We start from the raw sequence: 25,586 nt of genomic DNA, 5'->3' as shown, positions 1-25,586 counted from the left end.
CCGTGCCGTGGCACAGTGCCCAGTGTTCACCTGGGGGGGCCCTTCCGTTCACCTGGACCTGGCACCCTGGCACCCGCACAAGCGGGAGAGGACGTTCATGCGTGAGATCTTCGACGCCGAGCTGAAGGCGCTCGGCGAGGACCTGCAGGCCATGAGCCGCAAGGTCGAGCAGGCCATCACGTCGGCGGGCATCGCCCTGGCGACGGCCGACCTGGGGCTGGCCGAGCAGGTGATCGTGGACGACCTCGCGATCGACGAGCTCGAGCGCCACCTCGACGAGCGGTGCATCCATCTGCTCGCCCAGCAGCAGCCCGTCGCGACCGACCTGCGGATCGTCGTCTCGGCGCTGCGCATGAGCGCGACGCTGGAGCGGATGGGCGACCTGGCGCGGCACGTCGCCCAGGTGGCGCGCGGCCGGTACCCCCGGCAGGCCGTGCCGCAGTCGCTGTCCGGCACGTTCGCCGAGATGCACGAGGCGGCGGTGCGGGTGGCCCGCCGGATGACGACGCTGCTGGAGACCCGCGACCTGGCGGTGGCCGAGTCGATCGAGTCCGACGACGACCTGCTCGACGCCCTGCACGCCGACACGTTCACCGCGATGCTCGGCGGCGAGTGGTCCGCCACCCCGCAGCAGACGATCGACGTGACGCTGCTGGGCCGGTACTACGAGCGGTTCGGCGACCACGGCGTGAGCATCGCGCAGCGCGTGGTGTACCTGGTGACCGGCGACCTGACGAAGGGTGAGCCGACCAACCTGCGGGCGCACTGAGCCACCGCTCGGGCATCGCGCCCGACCGGCACCCGAACGACGAAGGGCGCCGCTCCTGCTCGGAGCGGCGCCCTTCTCGTTCAGCGGAGCGAGGTCAGCGACCCTGGTTCGCCACGGCCTTGATCGCCTCGGCGGCGGCGTCCGGGTCGAGGTACTTGCCACCGCGGACGGTGGGCTTCAGCGTCTCCTCGTCCAGCTCGTACACCAGCGGGATGCCCGTGGGGATGTTGATGCCGGCGATCGTGTCGGCGTCGACGTCGTCCAGGTGCTTGACCAGCGCGCGGATCGAGTTGCCGTGGGCCGCGACCAGCACCGTCTTGCCGGCCTGCAGGTCCGGGACGATGTCGCTGGTCCAGTACGGCAGCGCCCGCGTCAGCACGTTGGCCAGGGCCTCGGCGCGCGGGATCGGCTCACCGGCGTAGCGCGGGTCCGCGTCCTGCGAGAACTCCGAGCCGAGCTCGATGTCCGGCGGCGGGACGTCGTACGAGCGGCGCCAGAGCATGAACTGCTCCTCGCCGTACTCGTCGCGGATCTGCTTCTTGTCCTTGCCCTGCAGGGCGCCGTAGTGGCGCTCGTTCAGGCGCCAGCTGCGCTTGACCGGGATCCACAGGCGGTCCGCCACGTCGAGGGCGTAGTTCGCGGTGGTGATCGCGCGGCGCAGCAGCGAGGTGTGCACCACGTCCGGCAGCACGCCCTCGGCCTTGAGCAGCTCCCCGCCGCGCTTGGCCTCCTGCACGCCCTTCTCGGACAGCGCGACGTCGACCCAGCCGGTGAAAAGGTTCTTCGCGTTCCATTCGCTCTCGCCGTGGCGGAGCAGCACGAGGGTGTAGGTCATGGCATCCATCCTGCCGCAGGCGGGCGGCACCCGGCAGGACTGGGGTCCCCCGCGGACACCTGCCGAGGGCACGCGGTCAGCGGGCTTCGGCCGCCACGGCGTAGACCTTGAGCACCTGGTCGGCGGCGGCGTCCCAGCCGAACCGCTCGGCGCTCGGCCGGGCCGCCTCACCCCAGGCGGCGAGGGTGTCGTCGTCGTCCAGCGCCTGGGCCAGCACGTCGGCCCAGACCGCCGGGTCGTGCCCGCGGACCAGGCGCCCCGAACGGCCGTCGTCCACGATGCTGCGCAGGCCGCCGACGGCAGCTGCTACCACGGGGACGCCGGACGCCTGCGCCTCGGCGGCGACCAGGCCGAACGACTCCGAGCGGGACGGCATCGCCACCAGGTCGGCCGCGTGGTACCAGCTGACCAGGTCCTCGCGCGCGGCCGGCGGGTGCACCAGCAGGTCGTCGCCGACGCCGAGCGACGCCGCGAGCGCGACCAGCTCGCGCACCGCCGTCGACCGCCCGCTGGGCCCGCCCAGCACCACCAGCAGCGGCACGGGGCGGCCGGTGGCGCGCAGGAGACCGAGCGCCCGCACCAGCACGTCGGGAGCCTTCAGCGGCTGCACGCGGCCGGCGAACAGCACCACGCGCCGGTCGGCCGGCAGGTGCAGGCACTCGCGGGCGGTGGCACGCGCCCCGCGGTCCCCGGGACGGAACCGGTCCAGGTCCACGCCGGGCTCCACGACGTGCACCCGCGCGGGGTCGGCGCCGTAGAGCTCGACGAGCTGGCGCGCCTCCGCCGGCGTGCTCGCCACCAGGGCGTCCGCCGCCTCGACCACCTGCTCCTCACCGACCACCCGGGAGACCGGCTCGGCGTCGTCCCCCGGCGCGAGCGCCGCGTTCTTCACGCGGGCCAGCGTGTGGGCGGTGTGCACCAGCGGCACCTCCCAGCGCGTCGCGGCGACGGCACCGACCTGCCCGGACAGCCAGTAGTGGGAGTGCACCACCTGGTACCAGCCCGGACGGCGGGCCGCCTCCGACCGCAGCACGCCGGCGGTCATGCCGCACAGCATCCCCGGCAGGTCCCGCTTGTCGAGCCGCTCGAAGGGTCCGGCCGGCACGTGGTGCACCAGCACGGGCGGCGTCACGCCGGGCGGCACGTCGTCCGCCAGCAGCACCGCGCGGCGGTCGTCGCGGGACAGCGGGGCGCCGTGCTCGTCGGTGCCGCCGAGCACCACCGTCTCCGGCAGCTCGGACGATGTGGCGCGCGTGAAGATCTCCACCCGGGCGCCCCGGGCCGCCAGCGCCCGGGACAGCTCGAGCACGTAGACGTTCATCCCCCCGGCGTCGCCGGTGCCCGGCTGGTCGAGCGGGGACGTGTGCACCGAGAGCATGGCGACGCGCGGTGCGTGCTCGAGGGTCACCGGGTCATTCTCACCTTCGGTGCGGACGAGCGCGGGTCGGCGTGACGCGTCACACGGTTCCGGCCGCGGCGCCACCGACCGGGTCGACCGAAGGCTCGACGACCGGGGCGACGACGGGGACCACGCACGCCGGCACCGGCAACGACCGGGTGCACACCACGCCGCCGTCGCCGTCCAGCACGGTCAGCGCGCTGGAGTCCTGCTCGGCGACGATCGTCCAGCCGTCCACCACCTCGTGGTCCCGGGGGGTGCGGCCCGGCAGCGCGTCGTCGGCGCGGTGCGTCAGGAGCCCGTCGGCGTGACGCGTGAACCGGGACAGCACCTCCGTGCCGCGCACGCCGACCACCACCTCGTCGCCGTCGATCAGCACGTGCGCCGGCTTGACCTCGGCGCCGGGAAGGGCGGGCGCGGAGGTGGCCGGCAGCACCTGCACGGACGTGCCGGTGTCGGTGGCGCCGTCCCATGCGAGCACGTGCACCGCCGCATCCAGCTCGCCGGTGACGTAGGCGAACCGGCCGTCGGGGCTGAAGGCGAGGTGCCGAGGACCGGTGCCGGGCGGGAGCGTGGCGGCGACCCCGGCCGGGACCAGCCGTCGGCCGGCGACGTCCCGCGCGTAGCGGCGCACCTGGTCGGCACCCAGGTCCATCACCAGCACGTGGGCGCCGGACGGGGTCATGACGACGTAGTGGGCGTGGGGCCCCTCCTGCCGGTCGGCGCGCGGGCCGTGGCCGTCGCCGGGCAGCCGCTGCGCGGGCTCGTCGTCGGCGAGCGTGCCGTCGGCCGCGAGGCGCAGCACGCCGAGCACCCCGTCGGCGTAGTTGGCGACGTAGAGCAGAGCGGCCGCCGCATCCAGCAGCAGGTGGCACGGGGCCGAGCCGCCCGACGGCACCGTCGCGGTGGTCACCAGCGTGCCGTCCCGCACCGCGAAGGAGCTGACGGCGCCGGGCGAGCTCTCGTCGACGGCGTAGACCGTGCGGCCGTCCGGATGGGTCGCGACGAACGACGGTGCCGGCGTGACCACCACCTGGTGCGGGATGCCGAGCATCCCGTCGAGCGCGTCCAGCTCGACCCGCCACACCCCCTCGCCGCGGCCCGTCGGCGTGCCGAAGCCCGCACTGGGGTAGGTGCCGATCCAGAGCATCGTCATGCCGGTCCTCCCGCCGCGGTGCCCGCGGTCGCCACCGTCGTGGTGGTCGTCGTCGTGGTGGTCGTGCTCCGATCCAGCCACGCCGACGGCTGCTGCACCAGTCGACGGAGCGCCGCCAGCGCCCCACCCGTCATCGCGGGGAACTCCCCGGCCCGTGCCGCACCCACCGTCACCGGCGACCACGGCGCCGTGATCACCAGCTCGTCGAGCGCTCGCGCCACCTCGTCGCGCACGTAGCCGTACAGCTGGCCGAACGTGCCGCCGAGCACCACCTGGTCGACGTCCACCACGTGGACCACGCCCGACAGGGCGATGCCGAGCGCCCGCCCCGCACCGGCGACCGCCGCCAGGGCCCGGGTGTCACCCGCGGCGCACGCGGCCACCAGCCGGTGCACCGGCGCACCGTCGGGGAGCCCGGCCACCCGTAGCATCGCCTCCTGCCCGGCACGCGCCTCGAGGGTGCCCAGCCGAGGGCCGCCCGGCATGCACGGGTCGACGACGACGTGCCCGATCTCGCCGCTCCAGCCGTGCTGACCGCGGAACAGCTCGCCGCCCAGCACCACGGCACCACCGATACCGACCTCGCCGGACACGTACACGAAGCTCGGCTGCGGGCTGCCGCGACGCACCCGCGCCTCCGCCAGCGCGGCCAGCTTCGCCTCGTTCGCCAGGTCCGGCGGCAGCTCCGCCAGGGCCGGGTGCTGCACCAGCCGGCCCACCACGTCCACGTCGCGCCAGCCGAGGTTGGGCGCGACGCGCAGCGGCCCCGTGCCGGCGTCCACCAGCCCCGGCAGCGCCAGGGAGGTGCCGACCACCCGCACGCCCTGGCCGACGAGCCGGCCCAGCACACCCGCGACCAGCTCGGCGAGCCGGTCGAGCGTCTGCTCCGGCGACCGGGTCCGCTGGTCCCCCGCCTCGACCCGCTCGGCGAGCACCGTGCCGGCCAGGTCGACCGCCCGCAGGCCGAGGTAGTCGACGTTCACCTCCATGCCGATGCCGGCGAACGTGCCGCGCGCGGGCGCCAGCGGCACGGCGGGACGGCCGGCACGCTGCGCCGGACGCGGCAGCAGCTCGCGCACCATGCCGCCGCGGATCAGCTGCTCCACCAGCGAGGTGACGCTGGGACGGGCCAGCCCGGTCACCGCCGCCAGCTCGGCGCGGGACGGGGGCTCGCGCGCGTCCAGCACGTGCGCGAGCGCCACGGACAGGTTGTGCTCACGCAGGTGCTCCTGACGGGCGACGCCCGAACGGGCGCCGCGGGACTGCGAGGCCCACGGGTCGGCTGCCGGCACGGGCTTGACCCTACCGCCCGGTCTCGATAAATTCATGGCGGGAACTAATACGCCCGGCAACTCGACGAGGAGCACTCCCCATGACGCGTACCCCCACCCGTGACGACCACTTCTCCTTCGGTCTGTGGACCGTCGGCTGGGCCGCGCAGGACCAGTTCGGCAGCGCCACCCGCCCGTGGCTCGACCCGGTCGAGTCGGTGCACAAGCTCGCCGAGCTCGGCGCCGCGCACGTGACCTTCCACGACGACGACGTGGTGCCCTTCGGCTCCTCGGACGCCGACCGGGAGAAGATCCTGGACCGCTTCCGCGGTGCGCTGGCCGAGACCGGCATCACCGTGGAGATGGTGACCACCAACACCTTCAGCCACCCGATCTTCAAGGACGGCGCGTTCACGTCGAACGACCGCCGCGTGCGCCGCTACGGCCTGCGCAAGATCCTGCGCAACGTCGACCTGGCGGCCTCGCTCGACGCCGACACGTTCGTCATGTGGGGCGGCCGCGAGGGCGCCGAGTACGACTCCGCGAAGGACCTGTACGCCGCCCACGAGCGCTACGCCGAGGGCATCGACACCGTCGCCGCGTACATCAAGGAGAAGGGCTACAAGCTCCGCATCGCGCTGGAGCCGAAGCCGAACGAGCCCCGCGGCGACATCCTGCTGCCGACCGTCGGCCACGCCCTGGCCTTCATCGCCAAGCTGGAGAACGGCGACATCGTCGGCCTGAACCCGGAGACCGGCCACGAGCAGATGGCGGGCCTGAACTACACCACGGGCCTGGCCCAGGCGCTGTGGGCCGGCAAGCTGTTCCACATCGACCTGAACGGCCAGAAGTCGATCAAGTTCGACCAGGACCTGGTGTTCGGCCACGGCGAGCTGTTCTCCGCCTTCGGCACCGTCGACCTGCTGGAGAACGGCTTCCCGTCCGGCGGCCCGACCTACACCGGCCCGCGCCACTTCGACTACAAGCCCTCGCGCACCGAGGACATGCAGGGCGTGTGGGACTCCGCCGCCGCCAACATGGCGACGTACCTGCTGCTCAAGGAGCGCGCACAGGCGTTCCGTGCCGACCCCGAGGTGCAGGCCGCCCTCGAGGAGGCCGGCGTGTTCGAGCTGGCCCAGCCGACCATGGCGGAGGGCGAGACGATCGCCGACCTGCTGGCCGACCGGTCCGCGTTCGAGGACCTGGACGTCGACGCCGTCGCGGCGCGCGGCTTCCGGTTCGTGCGGCTCAACCAGCTCGCGCTCGAGCACGCTCTCGGCGCGCGATGAGCCTGGTCGCCGGGGTCGACTCGTCGACCCAGTCCTGCAAGGTCGTCGTGCGGGACGCCGCGACCGGAGCGCTCGTGCGCTCCGGTCGCGCGGCGCACCCGGACGGCACCGAGGTGGACCCGCAGGCGTGGTGGGCGGCCCTCCAGGTCGCGATCGACCAGGCCGGCGGGCTCGACGACGTCGAGGCGCTGGCCGTCGGTGGGCAGCAGCACGGCATGGTCGCCCTGGACGCCTCCGGCGAGGTGGTCCGGGACGCGCTGCTGTGGAACGACACCCGGTCGGCGCCGGCGGCGCGCGAGCTGATCGACGAGCTCGGCGGGCCGCAGGCGTGGGCGTCGGCGATCGGCTCCGTGCCGGTCGCGTCGCTGACGGTGACCAAGCTGCGCTGGCTGCGGGACGCCGAACCGGCGAACGCCGCCCGCGTGGCGGCCGTCGCGCTGCCGCACGACTGGCTGACGTGGCGGCTGGCCGGCGGGTTCGGCGAGCTCGGTTTCGAGGGCCTGGCCACCGACCGGTCGGACGTGTCCGGAACGGGCTACTGGTCGCCGTTCGACGAGGCGTACCGGCTCGACCTGCTGGAACGGGCGCTCGGTTCCGCCCCCGCACTCCCGCGGGTGCTCGGTCCGCACGACGTGGCGGGTCGCACGGCCGCCGGGGTGCCGCTCGGCCCGGGTGCCGGGGACAACGCCGCCGCGGCGCTGGCCCTGGGCCTCGGCCCGGGCGACGTGTCGGTGTCCATCGGCACGTCGGGCGTGGTGGCCGCGGTCGCCGACGCCCCGACTGCCGACGGGTCCGGCCTGGTGACCGGCTTCGCCGACGCCACCGGCCGGTACCTGCCGCTGGCGTGCACGCTGAACGCCTCGCGCATCCTCGACTGGGCGTGCCGGCTGCTGGGCGTGGACTACGACGAGCTGTCCCGGCTCGCCCTGTCCGCACCCTCCGGTGCCGACGGTCTGGTGCTGGTGCCGTACTTCGAGGGTGAGCGCACCCCCGACCGGCCCACCGCCACGGCGTCCCTGCACGGGATGACCCTGACCAGCTCGACCCGGGAACACATCGCCCGGGCCGCCGTCGAGGGGCTGCTGTGCTCGCTCGCCGACGGCATCGACGCGCTGCGTGCCGTCGGGGTGCCCGTGCAGCGGGCGTTCCTGGTGGGCGGCGGGGCCCGGTCCGAGGCGGTCCGCCGCCTCGCCCCCGGTGTCCTGGGGCTCGACGTGCTGGTGCCGCCGGCCGGCGAGTACGTCGCCGACGGCGCGGCCCGCCAGGCCGCGTGGGTGCTCTCCGGCGGGGACACTCCCCCGGCGTGGCAGCTCGGTGGCGAGCCGGAACGGTTCACCGGCGATCCCCAGCCGCACGTGCGGGAGCGGTACGCCGCCGCCCGCGAGCTCACCCTCGAGCGGGTGCGCTGAGGGTCGCCAGAGCTCGGCCGTTCCCGGCCGGCGGCACGAGCCGGCGCGGGGTCACGACGAAGCGGCCGACGAGAAGGGGCCCGGTCACTCATCGGTGACCGGGCCCCTTCGTCGTTCTGGGGTGCGAGCCGTCAGTGGGCGGCCTCGTACGCCGCGCGCACCTCGGCCGAGATCCGGCCGCGCTCGGAGACGTGGTGGCCGTTCGCCTTCGCCCAGTCGCGGATCGCCTGCGCGTCGCCGCGCGAGGCGCGCCCGCGGGGCGCTGCCGACGTCTTCGCGGCGCCGCCGCGGCCGCTCACCTTGCGTGCGTGACCGGTCCACTGGGCGAGCGCGTCGCGCAGCTTGGCGGCATTTTCCGTCGTGAGGTCGATCTCGTACGAGACGCCGTCCAGACCGAACGTGACCGTCTCGTCAGCAGTTCCGCCGTCGAGGTCGTCGACCAGGAGGACCTGGACCTTCTGTGCCATTGCGTGCTCCCGGGGGTCTCGCCAGCGCATTGTGCGCCGACGCGCCAAGGATGACACCCCCGTGAAAAGTCCGTCAAACGGTAGGAGGGCCGTCCACATTCTCTTCGCGAGACTGCTGCTGCTGCTGCGCATCGATTTGCGCCTGCGCCCGGCGTTCGTTGCGGTCTGCATTCATCACGGCACGCAGGCCGAACCAGAAGATCAGGCCGACACCGATCGACGGCAGCACCGCGGCGAGCACGCCACCCCACCCGGACATAGGACCTACCCCTGCGGCTTGACCAACGGAAACAGGATGGTGTCGCGGATTCCGAGGCCGGTGAGCGCGATCAGCAGGCGGTCGATCCCCATGCCCATGCCCCCCGACGGCGGCATCGCGAACTCCATCGCGGTGAGGAAGTCCTCGTCGATCCGCATCGCCTCGTCGTCCCCACGCGCGGCCAGCAGGGCCTGCGCCTCGAACCGGGCCCGCTGCACCACCGGGTCCACCAGCTCGGAGTACGCCGTCGCCAGCTCCATGCCGCGCACGTACAGGTCCCACTTCTCCACCAGGCCCGGCTTGGACCGGTGGTCGCGGGTCAACGGGGAGGTCTCCACCGGGAAATCGCGCACGAACGTCGGCGCGACCAGATGGTGGCCGACGTGGTGCTCCCACAACGTCTCGACCATCTTCCCGTGGTTGCGCACCGCCGGGTCCAGCTCCACCTCGGCCTTCTCCAGCAGCTTGCGAAGATGTTCGTCGGAGGTGTCGTGCGTGATCTCCTCGCCGATCGCCTCGGACAGCGAGTCGTACATCGGCAGATGCGTCCACTGCCCGCCGACGTCGTATTCCGTGCCGTCCGCCAACGTCATCAGGGTGGTGCCGAACGCCTCCTGGGCGGCTGTCTGCACCAGATCCTGCGTGAGGGCCGCCATGGTGTCGTAATCGCCGTACGCCTCGTACGCCTCGAGCATCGCGAACTCCGGTGAGTGCGTGGCGTCCACACCCTCGTTGCGGAAGTTCCGGTTGATCTCGAACACGCGCTCCACCCCACCGACGGCGGCGCGCTTGAGGAACAGCTCCGGTGCGATGCGCAGGAACAGCGGGATGTCGAACGCATTCATGTGCGTCTCGAACTGACGCGCGGCCGCACCCTCCGGCCGCGCCTGCAGCATCGGGGTCTCGACCTCGAGGAAGCTGCGGCGCCACAGGTTCTCGCGCAGCGAGCGGACGACGGCGGCCCGCGTGCGGACCATGTCGCGGGCGCCCTGCCGCACGATCAGGTCGACGTAGCGCTGGCGCACCCGCGCCTCGTCGGACAGCTCGGCACCCTCGTAGAGGTTGGGCAGCGGCCGGATCGCCTTGGCGGCGATCGCCCACTCGTCGGCCATCACGGACAGCTCGCCGCGGCGGCTGGACACCACGCGCCCGTGCACGAAGAGGTGGTCGCCCAGGTCGACGTCGGCCTTGAACGCCGCGAGCCTCTCGGCGCCGACGTTGGCCTCCGAGAGCATCGCCTGCAGCCGCGTCCCCTCACCGTCCTGCAGCGTGACGAAGCAGAGCTTGCCGGTGTTGCGCAGGAAGACGACACGGCCGGCGACGCCCACCTCGTCGTCCGTCTCCTGGCCCGGCTCGAGGTCCGGGTGGGCCGCGCGCACCGCGGCGATCGTCTGCGTGCGGGGCACCCCGACGGGGTACGCCGCGACACCCTCGGACAGCAGCCGCTCGCGCTTCGCCCGGCGGATGGCGATCTGCTCGGGGACGTCGTCGGACGCGGGGGCGGCCGGCTGCGCGCGCTCGACGGGCGCGGCGGGCTGCGACGGGGTGGGGCTGACGGTCACCGCGCAATCCTAGGTCGCGGGGCCGGACGGGCCTGCCGGGGCCGGTGCGACGACGGGCAGGGCCGGCCCCGGGGCACGCCGCCGGCGGCGGCCCCGTCAGACCGCCTCGTCGACCACCACCGACTCGGCGGGCCGGTCGGCCGACAGCGTCAGGGCACCGTGCCGGCCCCACGCCGTCACCGTGTAGTCACCGAGGTACCCGTCGAGCACGAACCGCCCGTCGGCGTCCGTGCGGACGGTCGTGGCAGGCAGCCACCACTCCCCCTTCACCAGGGCGAGCAGCGCGTCGTAGGCCGGCTTGGGGGTGCCGTCGGTGCGGACCAGGCCCGCCGGGGCGCCCAGCCACGAGCCGTCGTCGGACAGGCCCCAGTACGTGACCACCTGCACCGCGGGATGGGCGAACAGGGTGCGGTAGTGGCGCACCACCTCGTCGGCCTGCCGCGCCTCGCCCTCCGGGGTCGAGGGCCAGGACGGCACCTGGTGGTCGTTGAGATCGACGATGTCGGCCGGCATCAGGTCGCCGGACAGCAGCGTGGTCTCGGTGAGGTGCAGCGGCAGCCCGAAACGGGCGAAGCGGCCCAGCACGTCGGCGGTCTTCTGCTCGCCCCAGTAGCCCTGGTGCATGTGGCTCTGCAGCCCCAGCGCGTCGATGCGGATGCCGGCCGCCAGGCACTCCTCGACCAGCGCCTCGTACCGCGGCGACATGTCGAAGTCGTTGAGCAGCAGCCGCGCCGCCGGGTTCGCGGCGTGCGCCGTCTCGAACGCCAGCCGCGCGGTGGCCACGCGACCGTCCCGCGCCGCGAGGCGGGTCAGCCCGTTGGGCTCCTTGTCGAACACCGGCATGATCACCACCTCGTTGATGGCGTCCCACGTGTCGATCAGCCCGGCGAAGTCGGTCACCTCGCGGGTGATCCGGGCCCGCACCGCCTCGGCCACCTGGTCCACCGACAGCTCGTCGAGCCACTGCGGGGCCAGCGTGTGCCAGGCCAGCGGGTGGCCCTTGAGCTCGACGCCACGGTCCGCGAACCAGCGGGCGGTGCGCAGCAGGCGCTGCGTGTCCGGCCGGCCGCGCTCCGGCTCGAAACCGCGCCAGTAGAACGGCAGCGTCGCGGTGTTGAACAGCGCCAGCCACTGCTCGGCCAGCACGGGCAGCAGGTCGGCGCGGGCGCCGCCGAACACCGAGCCGCCGGCCTCGACCTCGCCGTTGGCGAGCGGGATCAGGTCGAAGCCGATGTTGCCGAAGCCGAAGGCGTGCCGCTGCTGGGCGACCGCCACGTCGGCGTCCGCCAGCGGGCGACCGTCCGGTCCGAGGGCCGTGACGACGGTGCGGGCCGTGCGGTGGGCCAGCTCGGCGGGACGGGGGACGACGACGTCGTGCACGGACGCTCCTTTGCGTGGTGGGACGAGGGTTGGCGGGCGACACCCGGCGCCACCCTGCGCCGGGTGTGCCGAGGGCCGGTCAGCTGAGGGCGGCCACCTCGGTGGCGGACGGCGCCGGGACGGTGGCGGGGACCGTGGCCGGGACGACGGGGGACGGCACCGGTGCCGTGGACGCGCGGCGCACCAGCGTGGTGGGCAGCCGCACGTGCGTGGAGTCCACCGGGGTGCCGTCGAGCAGGGCGATCAGCAGCTCGATCGCGGTGGCGCCCATCTGCTGGATCGGCTGCCTTACCGTGCTCAGCGGCGGCGTCGTGGTGCGCGACTCCGGGATGTCGTCGAACCCGATCACCGACAGGTCCTCCGGCACCCGCAGCCCGAGCTCCCGTGCCACCTCGATGGTGCTGATGGCGGACAGGTCGTTGGCGGCGAACACGGCGGTGGGTCGGTCCGGCATGGTCAGCAGCTCGGTCGCAGGCCCGCGGGACGTCGGCTTGCGGTAGTCGCCGACCCGGACGAGCGCCGGGTCCACCGCGATGCCGGCTGCGGCGAGCGCCTGGCGGTAGCCCTCCTCACGCAGGCGGGAGGACTCGAGGTCCGGACGGCCGGCCACCAGGCCGATGCGGCGGTGGCCCAGCTCGAGCAGGTGCTCGGTGGCGCGAACGGCGCCGGCGAGGTTGTCCGAGTCGACCGTCGGCAGGCCCGTCGGGCCCTCGTGCGGGTCGATGGCCACCACGGGCACGGTCGACTGCACGTCGACCACCGTCGGGGTGACCAGCACCGCGCCGTCGATCAGCGTGCCGGACAGCCGGGACAGGTAGCGGCGCTCCCAGCCCGCACCCTCGTTGTGGCGGCCTCCGGTGTAGGCGAGCAGCTCGTAGCCGGTGTCCCCGAGCGCCTCGGCGGCACCCTTGAGGATCTCGGTGCTGAAGGGTTCGAACTCCGCGACCAGGATGCCGATCACGTGCGTCTTGTGGGAGCGCAGGCTGCGCGCCACCAGGCTCGACTCGTAGCCGAGGTGGGCGATCACGTCGCGCACGCGCTCCGACGTCGAGCTCGCCACGCCGTAGCGGTCGTTGAGCACCTTGGAGACGGTGGCGACCGACACGCCGGCGGCCCGTGCCACGTCGGTGATGGTGACCCGGTCTGCCATGCGGATCAGCGTATCGCTACTAAAACGTTATCGATAACGTTTGACAGCCCTGTCGGACGGGTGTCAAAGTCGCTCCTGCGTCCCCCTCTCGAAGACGACGAGGAGTCCACTCGATGAAGAGACCCGACAGCACGACGGTCGCCACCACGATGGTGGTCCTCGCCCCCCGGGGCAGCGACGACGACCGACGCCGCGGCGCCTAGCACCGCACGCACCACCCGCCGGCTCGGGCTGACGCTCCGGCACCGGCAGCGCACCGGTTCACCCCTCCGGGGGGACCTGACCACTTGAGTGCAGCTCAACGAAGAGGACAGATCTCATGAAGGCAAGGAAGTCCCTGGCGGCTGCGGCCGTCCTGGCGGCGGGCGCCCTCGTGCTCACCGCGTGCAGCAGCGGTGGCTCGGGTTCCGGGTCCACGGCCAGCTCCGCCGCCGGCGGCGGCAAGGTCACGATGACCTTCTGGCACAACTCGACCACGGGTGACGGCAAGGCGTACTGGGAGAGCACCGTCAAGGACTTCGAGACGGCCAACCCGAACGTCACCATCAACATCCAGGCCATCCAGAACGAGGACATGGACGGCAAGCTGCAGACCGCCCTGAACTCGGGCGACGCGCCGGACATCTTCATGGCGCGCGGTGGCGGCAAGCTCGCCGACGTCGTGGCGGCCGGCCAGGCGCAGGACCTCACGGGCAAGATCGACGCGGCGACCAAGTCGGCGGTCGGCGACGGCGCCTTCAGCGCGTTCTCCGTCGACGGCAAGGTCTACGGCATGCCCGTCGCGGTGCTGCCGGGCGGCATCTACTACAGCAAGGACCTGTTCACCAAGGCCGGCATCACCTCGACGCCGAAGACCATGGCGGACCTGAACGAGGCGGTCACCAAGCTCAAGGCGGCCGGCATCGAGCCCATCGCGCTCGGCGCCAAGGACGCGTGGCCCGCCGCGCACTGGTTCTACTTCTTCGCGCTGCGAGAGTGCAGCAAGGACACGATGGCCGCGGCCGCCAAGTCCCGCTCCTTCAACGACCCGTGCTGGACCAAGGCGGGCCAGGACCTGCAGACGTTCGCCGCGACCAACCCGTTCAACCAGGGCTTCCTCACCACCTCCGCCCAGCAGGGCGCCGGCTCGTCGGCCGGTCTGATCGCCAACCACAAGGCGGCCATGGAGCTCATGGGTGCGTGGGACCCGGGCGTGATCGCGTCCCTGACCCCGGACGCCAAGGCTCTGCCGGACCTCGGCTGGTTCCCGTTCCCGGCCGTTGACGGCGGCAAGGGCGACCCGGCGGCCATGATGGGTGGCGTCGACGGCTACTCCTGCTCGGCCAAGGCGCCGAAGGAGTGCGCGCAGTTCCTCAACTTCGCGATGCAGAAGCAGTACCAGGAGGGCTACTCCAAGGCCTTCCAGACGCTGCCCGCCAGCAAGGACGCGCAGAGCGCCGTCACCGACCCCGCCCTGCTCGACATCCTCAAGGCGTACAACAACGCGCCGTACGTCTCCGTCTGGCTGGACACGCTGTTCGGCCAGAACGTCGGCAACGCCCTGAACAGCGGCGTGGTGAACATGCTCGCCGGCAAGGGTGACGCGGCCGGCATCGTCAAGGCCACCAACGACGCGGCGGCCAAGGGCTGATCAGCACCATGAGCGACTCTCTGGGCGAGAACTCGCCGACACTCACGACGTCGCCCGAGGGTCCCTCGGCGGTCGGGGGCGGTGCCCGCACGGCACCGTCCCCGGCCCGCCGGCCGCGGCGAGGCTCCGGGCCCGACTGGCGCAAGCGGCTCGAGATCACGATCCTCGCGGGCCCGGCCATCCTGGTGTTCCTGACGTTCGTCATCTTCCCGGTGCTGATGGCGGCGTACTACGGCTTCTACAAGTGGAAGGGCTTCGGCCGGCCCACCAACTTCGTCGGCCTGCACAACTACGTCGTGATCTTCCAGGACCCGACGTTCCACCAGGCCCTGATGCACAACGGCTTCATCGTGGTGCTGTCCCTGATCATCCAGGGACCGGCGGCGGTGGCCCTGGCCCTGCTGCTCAACCAGAAGATGCGCGGACGCTCGATCATCCGCGTGCTGATCTTCGTGCCGTACGTCATCTCCGAGGTGATCGTCGGCACCGGCTGGTCGCTGATGCTGCAGACCGTCGGCGCGGTGAACAGCGTGCTGGAGAAGATCGGCCTGATCCACCACCCGATCGACTGGCTGTCCAACCCCAAGCTGGCGATCTGGTCGCTGATGCTGGTCATCAGCTGGAAGTACATCGGCTTCGCCGTGATCCTGTTCCTGGCCGGCCTGCAGTCGATCCCCGAGGAGCTGTTCGAGGCCGCCTCGATCGACGGCGCCAGCTACTGGCAGACGCAGCGGCGCATCACGTTGCCGCTGCTGGGCCCGACCATCCGCATCTGGGCGTTCCTGTCGATCATCGGCTCGATGCAGCTGTTCGACCTCGTCTACATCATCTGGGGCCAGTACGTGTCCTCCACGGCGGGCACCTCGACGATGGCGACGTACATGGTGACCAACGGCCGCAACGCCGGGAACTACGGCTTCGGCAACGCGGTCGCCGTGGTCCTGTTCGTGATCTCCCTGATCGTCGCCCTGATCTACCAGCGCTTCGTGCTCCGACGTGACACCGAGGGCGCGCTCACGGAAGGGAAGAAGTGATGGCGACGACGACCCTTCAAGCGCCGGGCCGGATCGCACGGACCCGGAAGGCCGACAGCGTCGGCTGGGGCAGCCCGCTGACGTACTTCATCGCATTCGTCTTCGTGGCGATCTGCATCGGGCCGGTCATCTACATCATCATCGGCGGCTTCCGCACCAACGCGCAGATCACCACCGACCCGTCCGGGTTCCCCACGCACTGGCAGGTCAACAACTACCTCGAGGTGCTGCGCAGCAGCATCTTCTGGCGGCAGGTCAGCAACTCCGTGATCACCGCGGTGTTCACCACCCTCGGCGTCGTGGTGCTCGGCGTGATGGCGAGCTACGTGATCGCCCGGTACCAGTTCAAGGGCCGTGGCGCGATGTACTCGCTGTTCGCCGCCGGCCTGATGTTCCCGATGACCGTGGCGATCACGCCGCTGTACATCATGATCAAGAGCCTCGGCCTGATGAACACGCTGGCCGGGATCATCCTGCCGCAGATCGCTTTCGCCCTGCCGACCACGGTGATCATCCTGGTGCCGTTCCTGCGGGCCATCCCCAAGGAGATCGAGGAGGCGGCGTCCATCGACGGCGCCAGCCGGCTCGGGTTCTTCTTCCGGATGGTCGTCCCGCTGTCCGTGCCGGGTGTGGTGACCACCGGCATCCTCGCGTTCATCGCGTCCTGGAACAGCTACATGCTCCCGCTGTTCCTGATGAATAACGAGACGTCGTACACGCTGCCCCTCGGGGTGCAGGCGTTCGCCTCGCAGTACGCGGTGGACACCGCCCGCGTGCTGGCGTTCACGTCCCTCTCGATGATTCCCGCCCTGATCTTCTTCTCGCTGTTCGAGCGCCGCATCGTCGGCGGCCTGACCGGCGCCGTCAAGGGCTGACCCACCTCCTCCTCCCGGTGGCCGCGCCCCTGGCTCACTGCCTCACGAGCCGCGCGGCGCGGCCGCCCTGCCTTCACCTCCGCTGACCAGAGAGAAGTCGTGCCCGTGTCCGAGGACGTCCCCGCCGTGCCGGAGGTCTCGCAGCGCGTCCGCGCCCTGCACGCCCGCATGACGCTCGAGGAGAAGCTGGCCCAGCTGGTGGGCTACTGGCTGGACCAGAACGGCACCGTGGCGCCGATGCAGTCGGAGATGGCCTCGGGCCAGAAGGACTCCGGCCGGCTGGGCGAGATCACGGAGCACGGTCTGGGCCACTACACCCGCGTGTACGGCACCCGGCCGGTGGACCCCGCCGAGCGGGCCGCCTGGCTGTGGGCCGAGCAGCGTCGGCTGAAGCGGGAGACCCGGCTGGGGATCCCGGCGCTGGTGCACGAGGAGTGCCTCACCGGCCTGGCGGCCTGGCAGGCGGCGACGTACCCGACGCCGCTGGCCTGGGGGGCGTCGTTCGACCCCGAGCTGGTGCAGGAGGCCGGCCGCGCGATCGGCGACTCGATGCACCAGCTGGGCATCCACCAGGGGCTGGCACCGGTCCTCGACGTGATCCGCGACCCGCGCTGGGGGCGGGTCGACGAGTGCATCGGCGAGGACCCGTACCTGGTGGGCACCGTCGGCACGTCGTACGTGCGCGGTCTGCAGGACGCCGGGGTGCACGCGACGCTCAAGCACTTCGTCGGGTACTCGGGGTCCAAGGCCGGCCGCAACCACGCGCCGGTCAGCGCCGGTCCGCGCGAGCTGGCGGACGTGTTCCTGCCGCCGTTCGAGATGGCGGTGCGCGACGGTGGCGTGCGGTCGGTGATGAACTCCTACACCGACGTGGACGGCGTGCCGATGGCGGCCAACGCCGACCTGCTGACCACGCTGCTGCGCGACGAGTGGGGGTTCGACGGCGTCGTCGTCGCCGACTACTTCGCGGTGGCGTTCCTCGAGGTGATGCACAAGGTGGCGGCCGACCGCGGCGAGGCCGCGGCTCTGGCGCTGCAGGCCGGCATCGACATCGAGCTGCCGACGGGGGACGCCTACCTGGAGCCGCTGGCGGAGCGCGTGCGGTCCGGGCAGCTCGACGAGGCCTGGGTGGACCGGGCGGTGCTGCGGGCCCTGCGCCAGAAGGAGCAGCTGGGGCTGCTCGACGAGGACGCGTTCGAGGACGAGCCACCGACGGACATCGACCTCGACTCCCCCCGGCACCAGGCGCTGGCGCGCCGGCTGGCCGAGGAGTCGGTGGTGCTGCTGGCCAACGACGGGGTGCTGCCGCTGAACCGGTGGACCACGACGCCGAGGCGGGTGGCCGTCGTCGGCCCCAACGCGCACCGGTCCGAGGCGCTGATGGGCTGCTACTCCTTCGCCAACCACGTGCTGGCGCACCACCCCGAGCTGCCGCTGGGGTTCTCGATCCCGACGGTGCTCGAGGGCCTCGGGTCCGCGTTCTCGCGAGCCGGCCTGGCCGGCTCCGAGCTGGTGTACGCGCGGGGCTGCGACCCCGAGGGGGACGACACGTCCGGCTTCGCGCCGGCGGTGGAGGCCGTGGCCGGGTCGGACGTGGCGGTCGTCGTCGTCGGCGACCAGGCGGGGCTGTTCGGGCGCGGGACGGTCGGCGAGGGCAACGACGCCGAGTCCCTGGAGCTGCCCGGCGTGCAGCGGCAGCTGGTCGAGGCGCTGGTCGCCACGGGCACCCCCGTGGTCCTGGTGATGCTGACCGGTCGGCCGTACGCGGTGGACTGGGCGTTCGACGGCGGTCCGGACGGCGGCGCGGTGCCGGCGGCCGTGCTGCAGGCGTTCTTCCCCGGTGAGGGCGGCGGCCTGGCGATCGCCGACGTGGTGACCGGCCTGGTCAACCCGTCGGGACGGCTGCCCGTCTCGCTCCCCCGGTCCACGGGTGCCCAGCCGTACTCCTACCTGCACCCGGTGCTCGGCGGGCCGTCCGACGTCACGTCGGCCGACTCGACGCCGCTGCGGCCGTTCGGCTTCGGGCTGTCGTACACGGACTTCGCGTACGACGACCTCGTCGTGGAGCCGTCCGTCGAGGCGGGCGGCACGTTCACCGCCGCCGTCACGGTGCGCAACACCGGAACGGTGGCGGGCAGCCACGTGGTGCAGCTGTTCGGGCACGACGTGCAGGCGACGATCACCCGCCCCGTGGTGCAGCTGCTGGGGTACACCCGGGTCGAGCTGGACCCCGGCGAGTCGGTGCGCGTCACCTTCCTGGTGCCGACCACGCGGTTCGCGTTCTCCGACCGGCGGCTGGTGCGCGTCGTCGAGCCCGGTGACGTCGAGGTGTGGGTCGGTGCCCACGCCGCTGCCTCCGGTGCCGGCGCGCGGACCGACGAGGCGACCGGCGGCGTCATCGCCAACGAGAAGGCGGTCGCACGCCGCTCCCTGCCGGGCACCGCCACCGACCGGGCCGTCCTGGCGGTCACGGGCGACGTGCACCGGGTGAGCGGGGCCGACTCGCGCTGGGTCGAGGTCAAGCTGGCCGGGGCCTGAGCCGACGCATGAGCACCGTGCACAACCCGCTGCTGCCGGGCTGCCACCCGGACCCGAGCATCTGCCGCGTCGGCGACGACTACTACCTGGTCACGTCCACGTTCGAGTACTGGCCCGGCCTGCCCGTGCTCCACAGCCGCGACCTGGTGTCGTGGGAGCAGATCGGCCACGTCGTCGACCGTCCCGGACAGCTGGACTACGACGGCATCGCGTCGTCCGGCGGCCTGTATGCGCCGACGCTGCGCCATCACGACGGGCTGTTCTGGCTCGTCTGCACCCTCGTGGACCAGAAGGACGCCACCCGTGGTGGCAACTTCCTGATGACCGCCACCGACCCGGCCGGGCCGTGGTCCGACCCGGTGTGGCTGGACGCCGACGGCATCGACCCGTCGATCTTCTTCGACGACGACGGCCGCGTGTGGCTGCACGGCACCCGGCTGGCCCGCGAGCCGCAGTGGCACGACCAGACGGAGGTCTGGGTCCGCGAGCTCGACCAGGTCACCCGGACGCTCGTCGGTCCCGAGACCGTGATCTGGAACGGCGCCCTCAAGGACGTCGTCTGGGCCGAGGGACCGCACCTGTACAAGGTCGACGGCGCCTACTACCTGCTGGCCGCCGAGGGTGGCACGGAGTTCCACCACGCGGTGTCGGTTGCCCGCGCGGAGGCGGTGAGCGGGCCGTACGTCGGCAACAAGGGCAACCCGGTGCTGACCCACCGGCACCTGGGCCACGGCTCCGCCGTGGTCGGCGTCGGGCACGCCGACCTGGTCCAGGCGGCCGACGGCAGCTGGTGGGCGGTGCTGCTCGGCATGCGGACGTACGGCGGCTACCACTACCCGCTGGGCCGCGAGACGTTCCTGGTGCCGGTGACGTGGGAGGACGGCTGGCCCGTCTTCGCACCGGGGCTGGGTCGGGTGCCCGACGAGGTCGAGGTGCCGTTCGCCCTCGGAGGGCCGCTGGGTTCCTCGCAGGGTCGGACCTCGGGCGTGGTGCGTCCCGACGACCTGCGCTGGACGTCCCTGCGCCGGCCGGCGGCGGAGCTCGCGGTGCCCGTGGAGGACGGCTGGGACCTCACGATGCGGCCGACGACGCTGGCCGACCCGTTCACCCCCGCCTTCCTCGGCGTGCGGCAGCAGCACGTGGACGTGGACGTCCGTGCGGTGCTCGACACCCCCGCCGTGCTCGGCGAGGAGGTGGGCGTGGCGATCCGCCAGTCGGAGGACGACCACGTCCGGTTCTTCGTCACGGGTTCGACGGGAGGACGCAGCGCGGTCGCCGTGCACCGCCAGGGCGGGGTCGACACGACGCTGGGCTCGGCGCCCATCGCCGGCAACGGCGCCGTGACGCTCACGGTGGAGGCGCGGGGCCCGGAGTACCGGCTGCTCGTCGCCACCGATGACGAGGTGCTGGTCCAGGTCGCCACGGCCGACGCCCGCACGCTGGACAGCGTCGCAACGGGCGGGTTCCTCGGCCTGTGGATCGGCGTCTACGCCACCAGCAACGCCCGCCCGACCAGCACGGTCGCCCACGTCCGGCGCTTCTCGTACGAGCCGCTCACCGCCTGACCGCTCCACGGAGCCCGGCCGTGCCATCCGCGTGTGTCAGCGGCCACGGCGTGCCGCGAGGACCAGGCCTCCCCCCTTCGCGCTGTACGCCCGGTGTACGTACACCAGGCGTACTGCCGCAGAGGGATGCCGGCTCCCGTCGCGGCCACGTCGCCGGCGATCGTGGGTAGCCCGGCCGCGTGGTCACCGCAGTGCGGCGACCACGCGGTCGAGCAGGTCGTCGACCGCGTCCTGGTCGTAGCCCTCGCGGAGCTTCGTCGCGGCGAACCGGAGGGCGGTCACGTCGTCGGCCGACACGGGGCGATGGTGGCACCAGCCATGGCCCCACGCAGGGGGTTCGGCGGGCGGACCGTCGGCGCCCGCGAGCCCGAGCCGTCAGGCGACGACGTCAGGCGAGTGCGTCGAGGTCGAGCGCCAGGTCGAGGATCGGGGACGAGTGGGTGAGGGCACCGACGGACAGGTAGTCGACCCCCGTGCGGGCCACGGCGGCAGCGGTGTCGAGGGTGAGGTTGCCGGTGGCCTCGAGCTCGACCCGGCCGGTCTGCGGCTCGCGGGCACGGACCGCCGCGACCACGTCGGTCAGCAGCGGGACGGGCATGTTGTCGAGCAGCAGGAAGTCGGCGCCCGCGTCGAGCGCCTCCATCGCCTGGTCCAGGGTGTCCGCCTCGACCTGGATCGCCACGTCCGGGAAACGGTCGCGGACCGCGCGCACCGCCGCCGCGACCCCGCCGGCGGCCACCACGTGGTTGTCCTTGACCATCGCGACGTCGTACAGGCCCATGCGCTTGTTGGTGCCGCCGCCGCACCGGACGGCGTACTTCTCGAGTGCGCGCAGACCGGGGGTGGTCTTGCGGGTGTCGAGCACACGGGCGCCGGTACCGACGAGGACGTCGGCGAAGCGACGGGTGTGCGTCGCGACGCCGGAGGCGCGGGAGACGAGGTTGAGCAGCGTGCGCTCGGCGACCAGGAGCACCTGCACGGGACCGGTCAGCTCGGCGACGACGTCGCCACGGTGCAGAGCGGAACCGTCCGGGAGGTGCACGGTCATGGTCGGGGTCGGCAGGGCGAGGCGGTCGGCCACCTGGGCGAGGACGGTGGGGACGACGACGACGCCGGCGAGCACGCCGTCGGCGCGGGCCATCAGCCGGGCTGTGCCCACCTCGTCGGGCGGCACCGTCGCCTGCGTGGTGACGTCCCGGCCCGGGGCGACCCCGAGGTCCTCGTCGAGCGCAGCCGCGACCAGGCGCTCGACGGCCGAGCCGTCCGGGCCCGGATCACCGGGCAGGACACCGATCGGCGTGCCTGCCGTACCAGCAGGCGTTCCGGCCACGGCGGTGCGCACGTCGGGCGCCGTCACGGGAGGGCCACCGGGGTGACCGTCAGCATGCCGTCCGCGTCGAGCTCCAGCTCCTGACGCAGCCGCCAGGCCTCGTCGGGCACCGGGAAGTCGGTCCGCACGTGCCCCCCGCGCGTCTCCTCGCGCAGCAGCGCCGCGGCGGTGATCGCGGTGGCCACCTGGTGCACGTTGGTCGTCTCCCACTCGGCCGGCTGCGGCTCGGCCACCGCCCGCCCGTCCTCCGGCGGCACGTACGCGTCGGTGCCCACCTGACCCAGCCGGTCGAGCGCCCGGCGCAGACCCTCGGCGTCACGGAGGACGCCGGACCCGTCCGTCGCCACGCGCTGTACCCGCGCTCGGGCGGCGGCCGCGACCAGCGCGGGCTCCCCGCGGCGCAGCACCGGCGGGACGACGGTCAGCGTGCCGGACGAGATCGCCTCGGCCACGTGGTTCGCGGCCCGGTGCGCGAACACCAGCCCTTCGAGCAGGGAGTTCGACGCCAGCCGGTTGGCCCCGTGCACGCCCGTGCACGCCGCCTCCCCCACGGCGTACAGGCCGGGCACGGCGGTGCGCCCGTCGAGGTCGGTCACCACGCCGCCGGAGAAGTAGTGCTGCGCAGGGGCCACCGGTACCAGGTCGGTGGTCCAGTCGACGCCGTGGTCGGCCAGCCGCTCGGTGATCGTCGGGAACCGGTGCCGCAGGAAGTCGGCGCCGAGGTGGCGGGCGTCGAGCCACACGTGGTCGGTGCCGGTCGCGGCCATCCGCCGGACGATCGCGTGCGCCACGACGTCCCGCGGTGCCAGCTCGGCCAGCGGGTGCACCTGCGGCATGAACCGCACCCCGTCGGTGTCCAGCAGGCGGGCGCCCTCGCCGCGCACCGCCTCGGACACCAGCGTCAGCTGGCCCTTCACGGCGGAACCGAGCCACAGCACCGTCGGGTGGAACTGCACGAACTCGACGTCACCCAGCCGCGCACCGGCACGCAGCGCGGCGGCGATCCCGTCCCCGGTGGCCTGCACCGGGTTGGTGGACGAGCGGTACACCTGGCCGATCCCGCCAGTCGCCAGGATCACCGCGGGCGCCAGCACCGCGCCGACCCCGTCCCGGCTGCCCTCGCCGATCACGTGGACCGTGACACCGGCCACCGGACCGGGCCGTCCGCCGTCCCCCGGAGCGCCGGTCAGCACGTCCACCACCAGGGCGTGCTCCAGCACCTCGATGCCCGGGTCGTCGCGCACCGCCTCGATCTGCGCCACCAGGGCCCTGCTGACCTCGGCACCGGTCGCGTCGCCACCGGCGTGGGCGATCCGGTCGGCCAGGTGCCCACCCTCGCGGCCCAACGAGATGCTGCCGTCGGGCGCCCGGTCGAACACCGCCCCGCGTGCGGCCAGCTCGCGCACCCGCGCCGGGCCTTCGGTGACCAGCACCCGCACCGCTCGCTCGTCGCACAGCCCCGCCCCGGCCACCAGCGTGTCCGCGAGGTGGGCCTCCGGGGAGTCGGTCGGCGCCAGCGCCGCGGCGATGCCGCCCTGCGCCCAGACGGTGGAGCCCGAGGCGAGCACGTCCTTGGTCACCAGCACCACGCGTGGCACCCGCGTGCGCAGCTCCAGCGCGGCGGTCAGGCCGGCGATGCCCGAGCCGACGACGACGGCGTCCGCGTGGGTGGTCCAGCCCGGTTCCGGTGCCGCCAGGTGCGTCGCGACGTGCACACCGGTGCGGGTGGGCGCCGTGCGGGCGCCCGTCTCGGCGAGGGTCATCAGGTCAGCGTCCGATCAGCTCGACGTCGGTGTTGTCGATCAGCCGGGTACCGCCCACCCGGGCGGCAACGGCCAGCACTGCGGTGCCGACTGCGGTGTCGGGGACCTCGGTGAAGGTGTCGGGATCGAGCAGGGCGACGTAGTCGACGGCGTCCACCTGCTCGTCGAGCTGCGCGTCGAGAACCGCCCGGACGACGGAACGCACCTGGTCGGGGGCGCCGCCGGCGGCTGCGCGGTCCCGACCGGCAGCCAGCGACCGGGACAGGGCCAGCGCCCGCTGCCGGTCCTCCGGGCGCAGGTACGCGTTGCGGCTCGAGAGCGCCAAGCCGTCGTCGTCCCGGACGATCGGCACGCCGCGCACGTCGACCGGCACGTCCAGGTCGCGCACCATCGCCCGGACGGCGGCCAGCTGCTGGGCGTCCTTGCGGCCGAACAGCGCCACGTCCGGCCGGGTCAGGTGCAGCAGCTTGAGCACCACCGTCAGCACGCCGTCGAAGTGCCCGGGCCGGACAGCACCCTCGAGCACCGTGCCGATCGGCCCGGCCGACACGCGCACCGAGGGCTCGCCGTCGGGGTACATCACCTGCGGCGTCGGGGCGAACACCACGTCGCCCGCTCCGAGCAGGCGGGGGCCGGACAGCAGCGCGAGGTCGCCGTCCAGGTCGCGGGGGTAGCGCTCCAGGTCCTCGCCCGGACCGAACTGCAGCGGGTTGACGAAGATGGTGACGACGACGCGGGAGGCGAGCTCCTTGGCGGCGCGCACCAGCGACAGGTGTCCGGCGTGCAGCGCCCCCATCGTCATCACGACGGCCCGGCCGTACGGCGTCGCGTCACCGTCACGGTCACCGCCGGGTGCCGACGCGTCGAGCGCCGCCGACAGCTGCGCGACGTCGTGGACCAGCACCGGCGCGCTGTCCGTCATCAGTCCTCCTGCGGGCCGCCGTCGCCGGTCTGGGACCGGCCGTCCGGGGCGCCCGCCAGCACGTCCAGCAGCCGCTGGGCCGCCGCGGCATCCACCAGGCCGGCAGCCAGCGACCGCGCCGTGGCGGCGCGCGCGAGAGCACGGTACCCCCCGACCACGTCGACGGCTCCGGTGCGTCCGCCGAGGGCGGTCAGCTGCTCCAGGTGCTGCTCGACGGTGCCGGCATCACCACGCCGCACGGGTCCGGTCAGCGCGGTGATCGCCCCGGCGCCGCCGGCCGACTCGGCCCGCAGGGCGGTGTCGAGCGCCGCCTCCAGCAGCGGGCGCAGCATCCGGCCGGGATCGTCCACACCGGCCGCCGCGAGCGCCTGCGCAGCCTGCGCCACGAGGACCACCAGGTGGTTCGCCCCGTGCGCCAGGGCCGCGTGGTACAGCGGACGGGCGTCCTCGGCGAGCACCACGGGTTCACCGCCCACCTCGACCACGAGCGCCTGACCGATCGGCAGCACCGGCGCGGGCGCCGTCACGGCGAACGGGCAGCCCTCCAGCCGCGCGAGGTCCAGCGAGGTGCCGGTGAACGTCATCGCCGGGTGCAGCGCCAGCGGGATCACCCCCGCGGTGCGCGCCGGCGTCAGCACGTCCGTGCCGAACCGGCCGCTGGTGTGCACGACCAGCTGTCCCGCCTGCCAGGCGCCGACCTCCGCCAGCCCGGCGACGAGCGGCGCCAGCGCATCGTCCGGTACCGCCAGCAGCACCAGCTCGGCACGCCGCACCACCTCGGGCACGTCGACCACCGGGACGCCGGGCAGCAGCGCGTCGGCACGGTCGCGCGACTCCTGCGAGACGGCGCTGACGGCCACCACGGGGTGCCCCGCGGCCCGCAGCGCGCTGCCGAGCACCGCACCGACGCGGCCGGCGCCGACCACCCCCACCCCGAGCCGACCGGGGCGGGCGGCGGGGTCCACGGGCTGGGCGCTCATGCG

Annotated in this window: 22 protein-coding genes; 8 read left to right on the top strand and 14 right to left on the bottom strand. The window is 73.3% G+C overall.

What is annotated here, in order from left to right; all coding sequences use genetic code 11:
• Positions 1-97 precede the first annotated feature (97 nt).
• The gene (phoU, locus tag ACFQTY_RS02995) at positions 98-769 is read left to right on the top strand and encodes a phosphate signaling complex protein PhoU (RefSeq protein WP_378097072.1); all 672 of its coding nucleotides are present in this window, start codon (positions 98-100) and stop codon (positions 767-769) included.
• A gap of 94 nt (positions 770-863) precedes the next feature.
• Here the strand turns inward: phoU and ACFQTY_RS02990 are convergent, their stop codons facing one another.
• The 4 genes from ACFQTY_RS02990 to ACFQTY_RS02975 form a co-directional block, all read right to left on the bottom strand.
• Entirely contained in the window at positions 864-1,604 is a 741-nt protein-coding gene (locus ACFQTY_RS02990; protein WP_263732435.1) for a phosphoglyceromutase, read from the bottom strand.
• A gap of 76 nt (positions 1,605-1,680) precedes the next feature.
• Positions 1,681-3,012, bottom strand: a complete 1,332-nt coding sequence (locus tag ACFQTY_RS02985) for a glycosyltransferase (protein WP_378097068.1) — start codon at positions 3,010-3,012, stop codon at positions 1,681-1,683.
• A gap of 49 nt (positions 3,013-3,061) precedes the next feature.
• Positions 3,062-4,159: a lactonase family protein gene (locus ACFQTY_RS02980; RefSeq protein ID WP_378097064.1), complete on the bottom strand. Its 1,098-nt coding sequence runs from the start codon at positions 4,157-4,159 to the stop codon at positions 3,062-3,064.
• On the bottom strand, positions 4,156-5,451 hold the full coding sequence (locus tag ACFQTY_RS02975; protein WP_378097061.1) for an ROK family protein: 1,296 nt from the start codon (positions 5,449-5,451) through the stop codon (positions 4,156-4,158). The genes ACFQTY_RS02980 and ACFQTY_RS02975 overlap by 4 nt, the downstream gene beginning before the upstream one ends.
• 80 nt (positions 5,452-5,531) lie before the next feature.
• Here ACFQTY_RS02975 and xylA point away from each other — a divergent pair, with 80 nt between their 5' ends.
• Entirely contained in the window at positions 5,532-6,719 is a 1,188-nt protein-coding gene (gene xylA / locus ACFQTY_RS02970) for a xylose isomerase (protein WP_263732432.1), read from the top strand.
• The gene (gene xylB / locus ACFQTY_RS02965) at positions 6,716-8,128 is read left to right on the top strand and encodes a xylulokinase (protein WP_378097057.1); all 1,413 of its coding nucleotides are present in this window, start codon (positions 6,716-6,718) and stop codon (positions 8,126-8,128) included. Before xylA ends, xylB begins: the two co-directional genes overlap by 4 nt.
• Before the next feature lie 131 nt (positions 8,129-8,259).
• Here xylB and ACFQTY_RS02960 read toward each other — a convergent pair whose 3' ends face one another.
• The 5 genes from ACFQTY_RS02960 to ACFQTY_RS02940 form a co-directional block, all read right to left on the bottom strand.
• On the bottom strand, positions 8,260-8,595 hold the full coding sequence (locus tag ACFQTY_RS02960; protein ID WP_263732430.1) for an Lsr2 family protein: 336 nt from the start codon (positions 8,593-8,595) through the stop codon (positions 8,260-8,262).
• Between the two features lie 73 nt (positions 8,596-8,668).
• Positions 8,669-8,836, bottom strand: a complete 168-nt coding sequence (locus ACFQTY_RS02955; protein ID WP_378097053.1) for a hypothetical protein — start codon at positions 8,834-8,836, stop codon at positions 8,669-8,671.
• Positions 8,837-8,859: 23 nt separating this feature from the next.
• Positions 8,860-10,416, bottom strand: a complete 1,557-nt coding sequence (gene lysS / locus ACFQTY_RS02950) for a lysine--tRNA ligase (RefSeq protein WP_378097050.1) — start codon at positions 10,414-10,416, stop codon at positions 8,860-8,862.
• A gap of 96 nt (positions 10,417-10,512) precedes the next feature.
• Positions 10,513-11,796, bottom strand: coding sequence for an endo-1,4-beta-xylanase (locus ACFQTY_RS02945; RefSeq protein ID WP_378097047.1), 1,284 nt, complete (start codon positions 11,794-11,796; stop codon positions 10,513-10,515).
• 79 nt (positions 11,797-11,875) lie between these two features.
• A complete protein-coding gene (locus tag ACFQTY_RS02940; RefSeq protein ID WP_378097044.1) occupies positions 11,876-12,946 on the bottom strand; it encodes a LacI family DNA-binding transcriptional regulator in 1,071 nt (356 codons plus the stop codon).
• Between the two features lie 319 nt (positions 12,947-13,265).
• Between ACFQTY_RS02940 and ACFQTY_RS02935 the strand changes: the two genes are divergently transcribed.
• The 5 genes from ACFQTY_RS02935 (at position 13,266) to ACFQTY_RS02915 (ending at position 20,588) form a co-directional block, all read left to right on the top strand.
• Positions 13,266-14,576, top strand: a complete 1,311-nt coding sequence (locus ACFQTY_RS02935; RefSeq protein WP_378097041.1) for an extracellular solute-binding protein — start codon at positions 13,266-13,268, stop codon at positions 14,574-14,576.
• 8 nt (positions 14,577-14,584) lie between these two features.
• Positions 14,585-15,610: a carbohydrate ABC transporter permease gene (locus ACFQTY_RS02930; protein WP_291758254.1), complete on the top strand. Its 1,026-nt coding sequence runs from the start codon at positions 14,585-14,587 to the stop codon at positions 15,608-15,610.
• Positions 15,610-16,485, top strand: a complete 876-nt coding sequence (locus ACFQTY_RS02925; protein ID WP_291758256.1) for a carbohydrate ABC transporter permease — start codon at positions 15,610-15,612, stop codon at positions 16,483-16,485. The genes ACFQTY_RS02930 and ACFQTY_RS02925 overlap by 1 nt, the downstream gene beginning before the upstream one ends.
• 105 nt (positions 16,486-16,590) lie before the next feature.
• Complete coding sequence (locus ACFQTY_RS02920; RefSeq protein WP_378097037.1) at positions 16,591-19,023, top strand: glycoside hydrolase family 3 N-terminal domain-containing protein; 2,433 nt, start codon at positions 16,591-16,593, stop codon at positions 19,021-19,023.
• 8 nt (positions 19,024-19,031) lie between these two features.
• The gene (locus tag ACFQTY_RS02915) at positions 19,032-20,588 is read left to right on the top strand and encodes a glycoside hydrolase family 43 protein (RefSeq protein WP_378097034.1); all 1,557 of its coding nucleotides are present in this window, start codon (positions 19,032-19,034) and stop codon (positions 20,586-20,588) included.
• Between the two features lie 183 nt (positions 20,589-20,771).
• Here the strand turns inward: ACFQTY_RS02915 and ACFQTY_RS02910 are convergent, their stop codons facing one another.
• The 5 genes from ACFQTY_RS02910 to ACFQTY_RS02890 all read right to left on the bottom strand — a co-directional run bounded on the left by ACFQTY_RS02910 (position 20,772) and on the right by ACFQTY_RS02890 (position 25,583).
• On the bottom strand, positions 20,772-20,885 hold the full coding sequence (locus ACFQTY_RS02910) for a DivIVA domain-containing protein (RefSeq protein WP_378097032.1): 114 nt from the start codon (positions 20,883-20,885) through the stop codon (positions 20,772-20,774).
• A 91-nt stretch (positions 20,886-20,976) separates the two neighbouring features.
• Positions 20,977-21,882: a carboxylating nicotinate-nucleotide diphosphorylase gene (nadC, locus tag ACFQTY_RS02905; RefSeq protein ID WP_378099079.1), complete on the bottom strand. Its 906-nt coding sequence runs from the start codon at positions 21,880-21,882 to the stop codon at positions 20,977-20,979.
• Positions 21,883-21,941: 59 nt separating this feature from the next.
• Positions 21,942-23,681, bottom strand: coding sequence for an L-aspartate oxidase (locus tag ACFQTY_RS02900; protein ID WP_378097029.1), 1,740 nt, complete (start codon positions 23,679-23,681; stop codon positions 21,942-21,944).
• 4 nt (positions 23,682-23,685) lie between these two features.
• On the bottom strand, positions 23,686-24,603 hold the full coding sequence (gene panC / locus ACFQTY_RS02895; protein ID WP_378097026.1) for a pantoate--beta-alanine ligase: 918 nt from the start codon (positions 24,601-24,603) through the stop codon (positions 23,686-23,688).
• Positions 24,603-25,583: a Rossmann-like and DUF2520 domain-containing protein gene (locus ACFQTY_RS02890; protein ID WP_378097023.1), complete on the bottom strand. Its 981-nt coding sequence runs from the start codon at positions 25,581-25,583 to the stop codon at positions 24,603-24,605. Before ACFQTY_RS02890 ends, panC begins: the two co-directional genes overlap by 1 nt.
• Positions 25,584-25,586: the final 3 nt, after the last annotated feature.

This window comes from Cellulomonas sp. T2.31MG-18 (assembly GCF_964266755.1).
Taxonomy (GTDB): domain Bacteria; phylum Actinomycetota; class Actinomycetes; order Actinomycetales; family Cellulomonadaceae; genus Cellulomonas.
Note: the sequence above shows the minus strand (reverse complement) of the source record. Positions and strands in the feature narration are given on the sequence as shown.